Annotated in this window: 8 protein-coding genes and 1 pseudogene; 4 read left to right on the top strand and 5 right to left on the bottom strand. The window is 72.9% G+C overall.

Features of this window, described 5'->3' with window-relative positions; genetic code table 11:
* Nucleotides 1–3: 3 nt before the first annotated feature.
* The gene (locus tag HET64_RS33225) at nucleotides 4–903 is read left to right on the top strand and encodes a phosphatidylinositol-specific phospholipase C (RefSeq protein ID WP_215110873.1); all 900 of its coding nucleotides are present in this window, start codon (nucleotides 4–6) and stop codon (nucleotides 901–903) included.
* 21 nt (nucleotides 904–924) lie between these two features.
* Here the strand turns inward: HET64_RS33225 and HET64_RS33220 are convergent, their stop codons facing one another.
* From HET64_RS33220 to HET64_RS33200, 5 genes are all read right to left on the bottom strand, one after another.
* Entirely contained in the window at nucleotides 925–2349 is a 1425-nt protein-coding gene (locus HET64_RS33220) for a HAMP domain-containing sensor histidine kinase (protein WP_215110871.1), read from the bottom strand.
* Nucleotides 2346–3080 carry a response regulator transcription factor gene (locus HET64_RS33215; RefSeq protein ID WP_215110870.1) on the bottom strand — a complete coding sequence of 245 codons (735 nt, stop codon included), beginning with the start codon at nucleotides 3078–3080 and terminating at the stop codon, nucleotides 2346–2348. The genes HET64_RS33220 and HET64_RS33215 overlap by 4 nt, the downstream gene beginning before the upstream one ends.
* Nucleotides 3081–3176: 96 nt before the next feature.
* On the bottom strand, nucleotides 3177–4214 hold the full coding sequence (locus tag HET64_RS33210) for a S1C family serine protease (RefSeq protein ID WP_215110869.1): 1038 nt from the start codon (nucleotides 4212–4214) through the stop codon (nucleotides 3177–3179).
* A 108-nt stretch (nucleotides 4215–4322) separates the two neighbouring features.
* Nucleotides 4323–5363, bottom strand: a complete 1041-nt coding sequence (locus HET64_RS33205) for a LacI family DNA-binding transcriptional regulator (protein ID WP_215110868.1) — start codon at nucleotides 5361–5363, stop codon at nucleotides 4323–4325.
* Between the two features lie 24 nt (nucleotides 5364–5387).
* Entirely contained in the window at nucleotides 5388–6197 is an 810-nt protein-coding gene (locus tag HET64_RS33200) for a response regulator transcription factor (RefSeq protein WP_215110867.1), read from the bottom strand.
* A gap of 276 nt (nucleotides 6198–6473) precedes the next feature.
* Here HET64_RS33200 and HET64_RS33195 point away from each other — a divergent pair, with 276 nt between their 5' ends.
* From HET64_RS33195 to HET64_RS33185, 3 genes and pseudogenes are all read left to right on the top strand, one after another.
* Nucleotides 6474–7400: a S9 family peptidase gene (locus tag HET64_RS33195; protein WP_251146225.1), complete on the top strand. Its 927-nt coding sequence runs from the start codon at nucleotides 6474–6476 to the stop codon at nucleotides 7398–7400.
* Nucleotides 7401–7459: 59 nt separating this feature from the next.
* Entirely contained in the window at nucleotides 7460–7714 is a 255-nt protein-coding gene (locus HET64_RS33190; RefSeq protein WP_215110866.1) for a MoaD/ThiS family protein, read from the top strand.
* A gap of 10 nt (nucleotides 7715–7724) precedes the next feature.
* Nucleotides 7725–8349 (top strand): annotated as a pseudogene (locus HET64_RS33185) (hypothetical protein); the annotation flags it as partial.

Genomic DNA, 8349 nt, shown 5'->3' with positions numbered 1-8349 from the left:
CCCCTGTCCCGCCCCTCCCGCAGGGGCTTCCTGGCCGGCGCCCTCGCCGTCTCCGCCACCGCGATCGTCGGCGCGGCGCCCGCCGTCGCCGCCACGCGCGAGGCCGGCCGGGCGGTCCGGGGGACGCAGGACTGGATGGCCGCCCTGCCCGACGGCACCGCGCTCCGGCAGCTCACGATCCCGGGCACGCACGACTCGGGGGCCCGGTTCGGCGGCCCCTGGTCGGAGTGCCAGAACACCACGATCGCCCAGCAGTTGGCGAGCGGCATCCGTTTCCTCGACGTACGCTGCCGGCTCATCGACGGCTCGTTCGCGATCCACCACGGGGCCTCGTTCCAGAACATGATGTTCGGGGACGTCCTCGTCGCCTGCCGGGACTTCCTCGCCACGCGGCCGAGCGAGACCGTGCTGATGCGGGTCAAGCAGGAGCACTCGTCCGCGAGCGACGCCGCGTTCCGGGCGGTCTTCGACGACTACCTGGACGTACGCGGCTGGCGGTCGCTGTTCCGCCTCGACGCCACCCTCCCCGAACTCGGCGGGGCCCGCGGCAAGGTGGTGCTGCTCGCGGACAACGGAGGGCTGCCCGGGGTGCGGTACGGGGACCAGGCACTCTTCGACATCCAGGACGACTACATGGCGGAGCCGTTCGCCAAGTACCCGAAGATCGAGGCCCAGTTCCGCAGGGCGGCCCAGCAGCCGGGCAAGTTCTTCATGAACTACGTCTCCACCGCCGCCCTGATGCCGCCCCGCTGGAACGCCGACCGGCTCAACCCGCAGGTGCACTCCTTCCTGGAGCGCGCGGAGACCGCCGGGTGGACGGGGCTCGGCATCGTCCCGCTGGACTACCCGAACCAGCGGTCCGGCCTGGTCGAGTCGCTGATCCGGCACAACCCGACGGGGTGAGCGCCGCCCGCCGCCCGGGGATCACATCCCCGGCGGCGGCGTCGGCGCCCCCGGCAGCGTGAGCGCCGCCACGGTGCCGGGGCCGTCGTCCGGGGCCGGGCGCAGCGCGATCGAGCCGCCCGCCTGGTGCACCGTACGGGCCACGATGGACAGGCCCAGGCCCGAGCCGGGGAGCTGACGGGCGGTCGGGGAGCGCCAGAAGCGTTCGAAGACGTGCGGGAGATCCTCGGCGGGGATGCCGGGGCCCCGGTCCCGGACCGTCAGCTCGCCCCGGTGCAGCCGCACGTCGACCGTGCCGCCCGGCGGGCTGAACTTCACCGCGTTGTCCAGGACGTTGACGATCGCCCGCTCCAGGGCGGCCGGCTCCGCGCGTACGTACCAGGGGGCCAGGTCCTCCGTGATCGTCAGCTCCGGGCCGCGCAGGCGGGCGCGGCGCAGGGCGGTGCGGGTGACCTCGTGCAGGGCCACCACCTGGAGCGGGCCGGGCTCGGCCGCGTCGGGGCGGGCCAGTTCCTGGAGGTCGCCGATCAGCGCGGCCAGCTCCGTCATCTGGGCCTTCACCGAGGCCATCAGCGCCTTGCGGTCCTCCGGCGGGATCATCCGGCCCGTCTCGTCGCTGCGGGCCAGCAGCTCCACGTTCGTCCGGAGCGAGGTCAGCGGGGTGCGCAGCTCGTGTCCCGCGTCCGCGATCAACTGGGACTGGCGGTCGCGGGAGGAGGCGAGCTGGGCGGCCATGGAGTTGAAGGAGTTCGACAGCCGGGCGATCTCGTCCTCGCCGTCCACCGGGATGCGTACGGTCAGATCCTCCGTACGGGCCACGTGCTCGACCGCCTCGGTGAGTTCGTCCACCGGGCGCAGCCCCGCCCGCGCCACCCACAGCCCGGCCGCGCCCGCTCCGACGACGCCGATGCCGCCGACGAGGGCCAGCACCCAGGCGAGCGTGGACAGCGGTGCGTCGATCTCGCTGAGCGGGCGGGCCACCGAGACCGCGAGCTCGTTGTTGGCCTGGCCGGAGCCGACCACCGGCGGCAGCTTGCGGGTGTAGACCCGCATGTCCTGCCCGGCGTTGTTCTCCGTCGTGTGCAGGGCGTCGGTCTCCCGCCCCGCCGCCACGGCGATGTCGCTGGGCTGGGCGGGGACGGGCGTCGTGTTCGGGGCCGTGCAGTAGTCGCCGTTCGCCGCGACGATCTGCACGGTGTACTGGCCGGGGAACTCCTGCGCGGGCAACTGCCCGCCGCTCAGGCACGAGCTCAGCAGATCGCGCATCGGCGCGTTGTCCATCTTCGCGTTGCGCAGCGAGTCGTCGAGCTGCTCCTCCAACTGCTCCCGGGTCACGAACCAGCACGCCGCCGCCACCGCCGCGACCGCCACCGCCACCGCCGTGGCCACCAGCAGCGCCAGCCGGGAGCGCAGCGGCAGCGTCCGGAACCGGCGCACCGGGCTCATGCCTCGCCGCTCCCGCCCGTGCGCAGCGCGTAGCCCACCCCGCGCACGGTGTGGACGAGGCGCGGCTCGCCGCCCGCCTCCGTCTTGCGGCGCAGATACATCACGTACACGTCCAGGGAGTTGGAGCTCGGCTCGAAGTCGAAGCCCCAGACGGCCTTGAGGATCTGTTCCCGGGTCAGCACCTGGCGCGGGTGGGACAGGAACATCTCCAGCAGCGTGAACTCGGTGCGGGTCAGCTCGACCCGCCGCTCGCCCCGGGTGACCTCGCGGGTCGCCAGGTCCATCCGCAGGTCGGCGAAGGAGAGGACGTCGTCGTCGGGGGCTTCGGTACCCGCCGCCGAGGCGTAGGAGCTGCGGCGCAGCAGGGCGCGGATGCGGGCGAACAGCTCGTCCAGCTCGAACGGCTTGACCAGGTAGTCGTCCGCCCCGGCGTCGAGACCGGTGACCCGGTCGCCGACGGTGTCGCGTGCGGTGAGCATGAGGATGGGCGTGGTGGAGCCGGTGGCCCGGATGCGGCGGGCGGCGGTGAGGCCGTCCATCCGCGGCATCTGGATGTCCAGGACGATGAGGTCGGGGGCGTAGGCCTCGGCCATCGCCAGGGCGTCGTACCCGTCGACCGCGACCTGTGTCCCGTACCCCTCGAAGGCGAGGCTGCGCTGGAGCGCCTCGCGCACCGCCGGCTCGTCGTCGACGATCAGGATGCGCTGGGGATCGTCTTCGGCGGGGCTCATCGCTGCTGGTCCCTCTTCTCGTGTTCTCGTCCCGGCCCGGTCCGCCCGGTCCGCGGGGGTCGCCTCAGCCTCGCACGGCCGGGGTGCTCTGCGGGATCAGGAACCGTCGCCCGCGCGCAGGGTGTCCAGGTCGGCCTTGAGGGTGTTCACCGGGATCGCGAAGCCGAGGCCCACGCTGCCCGCCGCGGAACCGCTGCCCGCCGCCGAGGAACTCGGCGCGTACATGGCGGAGTTGATGCCGATGATCTCGCCGTCCATGTTGATCAGCGCACCGCCGGAGTTGCCGGGGTTGAGCGACGCGTCGGTCTGGAGCGCCTTGTACGTGGTCGTCTCCTCGCCCGTGTCCCCGTTGAACTGCTGCCCCCCGAACTCGAACGGCCACTGCTGACCGCCACCCTGCCGGTCCTGGCCCTGCCCCTGGCCCGAGCTGCCGGAGTCGTCCTTGGCCACGGTGACGTCCCGGTCGAGCGCGGAGACGATGCCGCTGGTGACGGTGCCGGTCAGGCCCTCGGGCGAGCCGATGGCCACGACCTGGTCGCCGACCTTGACCTGCGAGGAGTCGCCGAGCGTGGCCGTCTTCAGGCCGCTCGCGCCCCGGAGCTTGATGAGCGCGAGGTCCTTGTCGGGGTCGGTGCCCACGACGTCGGCCGTATAGGTCTTGCCGGTGGAGAGGGTGACCTGGATCTGCCGCGCGCCCGAGATGACGTGGTTGTTGGTGACGATCTCGCCGTCCTCGGTGATCACCACGCCCGACCCGGTGGAGTTGCCCGCCGACGAGGCCGCGCCGATCTCCACGATCGCGGGCGAGACCGCCTCGGCGACGCCGGAGACGGTGCCCTTGCTGCTCTGCGAGACGGTGGTGCCGTTGACCGCGCCGCCCGAGCCGGTGGCTCCGGAACCCCCGCCGTTCAGCTGGCCGACGAGGGTCGCGGTGCCGCCGCCGATCACACCCGCCGCGATCGCCACCGCCGCCAGCAGCGCGACCGGCCGCTTCGCCCGGTGCCTGTTGGTGGGGGCGTACGGGGGCGGCGGCGGGTAGCCGCCCGGGGCGCCGTCGTACGCCGTGCCGTAGCCGTACGGGGTCGGGTCCTGGTCCGTGCTGTACGCGCCGCTGGGGCGAAGGTTCTCCGTCATGTCCACCAGGCTGGCCAACGAAGATGAGAAGGGCCTGAATACGTCCTGAGAAGCCCGGAAGAACCGCGTATGCCCGCTGTAAAGGCCGAAGATCCGCGGAGCGGGCGGTCAGGCGGACGCGGGGGGCTCCCCGCAGCCGCACGAGCGCCGGACCACCAGCGCGGAGGGGAACTGCTTCAGCCGCTCGCGCCGCGACCCCGAGACCCGGAGCGAGTCGTCCAGCACCAGGTCCACCGCCGCCCGCGCCATCGCCGGGCGGTCGGAGTGGACCGTCGTCAGCGGCGGATCGGTGAGGCCGGCTTCCTTCACGTCGTCGAAGCCCGCCACCGCCAGCTCGCCCGGCACGTCGATCCGCAGCTCACGGGCGGCCCGCAGGACGCCGAAGGCCTGGTCGTCCGTGGCGCAGAAGATCGCCGGAGGCCGGTCCGGGCCCGCCAGCAGCCCGAGGGCCACCTGATAGGCGTCGTAGCGGTTGTACGGGGCCTGGAAGAGACGGCCCTCCGTGGAGCGGCCCGACTCGTGCATCGCCCGTCGCCAGCCCTCGACGTGGTCGGCGACCGGGTCGCCGACCGCCGGGGTCTCCTCCGTGCCGCCGAGGCAGGCCACGTACGCGTTGCCGTGCTCCAGCAGATGCCGGGTGGCGAGCTGGGCGCCGCCCACGTCGTCGGTGACGACGGCGACGTCGTCGATCGCCTCGGGGCGCTCGTGCAGCAGGACGACCCGGGCGTCCCAGGCCTCGATCTCGGCGGCGGCGCGCTCGCTGGGGCCCTGGCTGACCAGGATCAGCCCGGAGACGCGCATACCGAGGAAGGCCCGCAGATAGTGGACCTCGCGCTCGTCGCGGTAGTCGGAGTTGCCGACGAGCACCATTTTCCCGCGCTCGGCGGCAGCCTGTTCGACCGCGTGCGCCATCTCCGCGAAGAACGGCTGCCGGGCGTCCGGCACGATCATGCCTATGAGGTCCGTGCGGCGCGAGGCCATGGCCTGGGCGACCCGGTCGGGCCGGTAGCCCAACTGCTTGATCGCGGCGAGCACCCGCTCGCGCGTGGCCGGGGCGACCGGCCGGGGTCCGTTGTTGATGACGTAACTGACGACCGCGGTCGACGTCCCCGCCAGTCTCGCCACATCGTCCCGCGTCACCTTGGCCACGCGCGGCAGTCTACGCGGATGGACCTACCTCTTGGCAGCCTCTACCGGGGCTTCTTCCGTCACCTCGGTGGCCGGGGACTGCTCCGAGCGGGCGACGGCTTCCGTTTCCCTCGCCCTGCGGGCGGCGGCCCGGTCCTTCGCCTCCTCCGCCGCGCGCTCGACCTTCTCCGGAGTGACGAAGCGGTAGCCGACGTTGCGCACGGTGCCGATCAGCGACTCGTGCTCGGGGCCGAGCTTGGCGCGCAGCCGCCGCACGTGGACGTCGACCGTCCGCGTACCGCCGAAGTAGTCGTAGCCCCAGACCTCCTGGAGGAGCTGGGCGCGGGTGAACACCCGGCCCGGGTGCTGGGCGAGGTATTTCAGCAGTTCGAATTCCTTGAAGGTCAGGTCCAGGACCCGGCCCTTGAGTTTCGCGCTGTACGTCGCCTCGTCGACGGAGAGATCACCGTTGCGGATCTCCATCGGGGAGTCGTCGGAGGTGATCTGCTGGCGGCCCATGGCGAGGCGCAGCCGGGCCTCGACCTCGGCCGGTCCCGCCGTGTCCAGCAGGACGTCGTCGACGCCCCAGTCGGCGGTGACGGCCGCGAGACCGCCCTCCGTGACGACGAGGATCAGCGGACAGCCGGGTCCCGTGGACCGCAGCAGCTGACAGAGCGAGCGGACCTGCGGAAGGTCGCGCCGCCCGTCGACGAGGATCACGTCGGCGCCCGGGGTGTCCACGAGGGCCGGGCCCTCGGCGGGGGCCACCCGCACACTGTGGAGCAGAAGCCCGAGGGCGGGGAGCACCTCCGTCGACGGCTGGAGTGCGTTCGTCAGAAGCAGCAGTGAACTCATCGCCGGCCACCTGCCTGGTTCGGTCGATCGTGTTGCACGGTTCGCTCGCCCATTACGTCGGTCCTCCTCGTTCCCTGCGAGAGGGGCACTCCCGGGTCGGGCCCGGGGGAGTATGCGGCACTGCTTCGTACGTCATGCGTCATGCGGGTTTCACGGTGCGGTCCCGCGCCCTGGGACCGCTGAGCTTGTCGAAACGTCGTCGTAACAACGCCGGTAAAGCACAAAAGGACCCGGGGGCTGCATTGCCCGGATCCTCTTCGCAGCAGAATAGCCCACATGAGTTCCGCGTCCGAGGGTCGATTCCTGAGTTCTTCTGTTCCCTTGCTCACGCGCCCCCCGCGGTTCGCCACGTTGCTGACGGATGACGGCGTACCGGTCGAGGCGGTGTACGAACCGTGTACGACGGGTGCGGGGACGCCGGGGGACGCAGCGGGCGAGGGGCCTGCGGCGACCCCCGCGATCGTCGTCGCGCACGGGTTCACCGGCTCGGCCGACCGCCCCGCCGTGCGACGCGCCGCACGGGTCTTCGCCCGGCGTGCGGCCGTGGTCACGTTCTCGTTCCGGGGCCACGGGCGGTCCGACGGGCGCTCCACGGTGGGCGACCGCGAGGTGCTGGACCTGGCCGCGGCGGTGGCCTGGGCGCGGGAGCTGGGGCACTCCCGGGTGGTGACGGTCGGGTTCTCGATGGGCGGCTCGGTGGTGCTCCGGCACGGCGCCCTGTACGCGGCGGGACCCGCGGAAACCTTGACGGGGCGTACGACCGTTCGTGTACCGGCGCGCGAGGGGCGCACGGGGAGTGCGGGGGCGCACTCGGACGCGGTGGTCTCCGTCAGCGCTCCCGCTCGCTGGTACTACCGGGGGACGGCACCGATGCGCCGGCTGCACTGGGTGGTCACCCGCCCCTCGGGCCGCCTCGTCGGGCGTTACGGACTCCGTACCCGCATCGCGACCGAGGACTGGGACCCCGTCCCGCTCTCCCCGGTCGCCGCGGTCCCGCTCATCGCCCCGGCCCCGCTGCTGCTCGTGCACGGCGACCGGGACCCCTACTTCCCGCTGGACCATCCGAGGATGCTGGCCGAGGCGGCCGGGCCCGATGGCGCGGAGCTGTGGCTGGAGCGGGGGATGGGCCACGCAGAGAACGCGGCGGACGACGCCCTGCTGGCCCGGATCGCCGACTGGGCGACGGCCGCACCGCGGGCGTGACCCATCATGGAGAGCTGACGCACGAGGCGTCCGACGAACCGACCCGAAGGAGTGGCGCCATGGCAGCGGGGACGATCCGCTACTGGGCCGCGGCCAAGGCCGCGGCGGGCACCGCGGAGGAACCGTACGCGGCGGAGACCCTCGCCGAGGCGCTCGACGCGGTGCGCAGAAGGCACCCCGGCGAACTGAGCCAGGTGCTCCGGCGGTGCTCGTTCCTCATCGACGGGAACCCCGTCGGGACCCGTGGGCATGAGACCGTACGCCTTGCCGAGGGCGGCACGGTCGAGGTGCTCCCGCCGTTCGCAGGAGGGTGAACCGCAGGCCATGAGCAGCAGCGATCAGCAGTACCCGTATCCGTACGACCCCGAGCGGCAGCAGCCGCCGTCGTCGCCGCACTGGCCCGACGGGACGGCCGGGCAGTCCGCCGCGCCCCGGGACCCGGCCGCCTCCGACCAGGGCGGGACGCAGACGTGGCAGGCGCCGACCTGGGACACGCAGTACCAGCCGACGATCCGCCCGGACGGGGAACAGCACCGGGCGCAGGAGCCGGGGCCGGTGCAGGGGCAGGGTTACGGGCAGCCGCGGCAGCCGGGTCCGTACGGGACCCCGCAGCCCGGTCCGTACGGACAGCAGCAGCCTGATCCGTACGGACAGCAGCAGCCCGGCCCGTACGCGACGCCGGAGCCGCACCCTCCGTACCAGCAGCAGTACCAGGATCAGCAGCAGCAGTACCAGGATCCTCAGCAGCACCAGCCGCACCAGCCGCAGTATCGGGAACCACTGCAACAGGGGCAGGGACAGCAGCAGGGGCAGCCGCAGCAGCCGTACCGGCCCTCGGCGGCCTCGGCGGCCGACACCGCCTATCTGCCGCCCCAGGGGGCCTCGGGCTCCTACCCGCTGCCGCCCGAGGTCCCGGCCACGCCCGCCGCTCCCGTCGCCCTGTCTCTCA

Origin of the sequence: Streptomyces sp. McG3, assembly GCF_018619185.1 — a bacterium.
Lineage (GTDB): Bacteria > Actinomycetota > Actinomycetes > Streptomycetales > Streptomycetaceae > Streptomyces.
This window is presented reverse-complemented; position numbering and strand designations above follow the sequence as displayed.

Bases quoted from the DNA above. Each gene is read 5' to 3' on its own strand.
- HET64_RS33190 (WP_215110866.1), top strand. From the start codon at position 7,460: ATGGCAGCGGGGACGATCCGCTACTGGGCCGCGGCCAAGGCCGCGGCG.
- HET64_RS33200 (WP_215110867.1), bottom strand. From the start codon at position 6,197: ATGAGTTCACTGCTGCTTCTGACGAACGCACTCCAGCCGTCGACGGAG.
- HET64_RS33220 (WP_215110871.1), bottom strand. From the start codon at position 2,349: ATGAGCCCGGTGCGCCGGTTCCGGACGCTGCCGCTGCGCTCCCGGCTG.
- HET64_RS33195 (WP_251146225.1), top strand. From the start codon at position 6,474: ATGAGTTCCGCGTCCGAGGGTCGATTCCTGAGTTCTTCTGTTCCCTTG.
- HET64_RS33210 (WP_215110869.1), bottom strand. From the start codon at position 4,214: ATGACGGAGAACCTTCGCCCCAGCGGCGCGTACAGCACGGACCAGGAC.
- HET64_RS33215 (WP_215110870.1), bottom strand. From the start codon at position 3,080: ATGAGCCCCGCCGAAGACGATCCCCAGCGCATCCTGATCGTCGACGAC.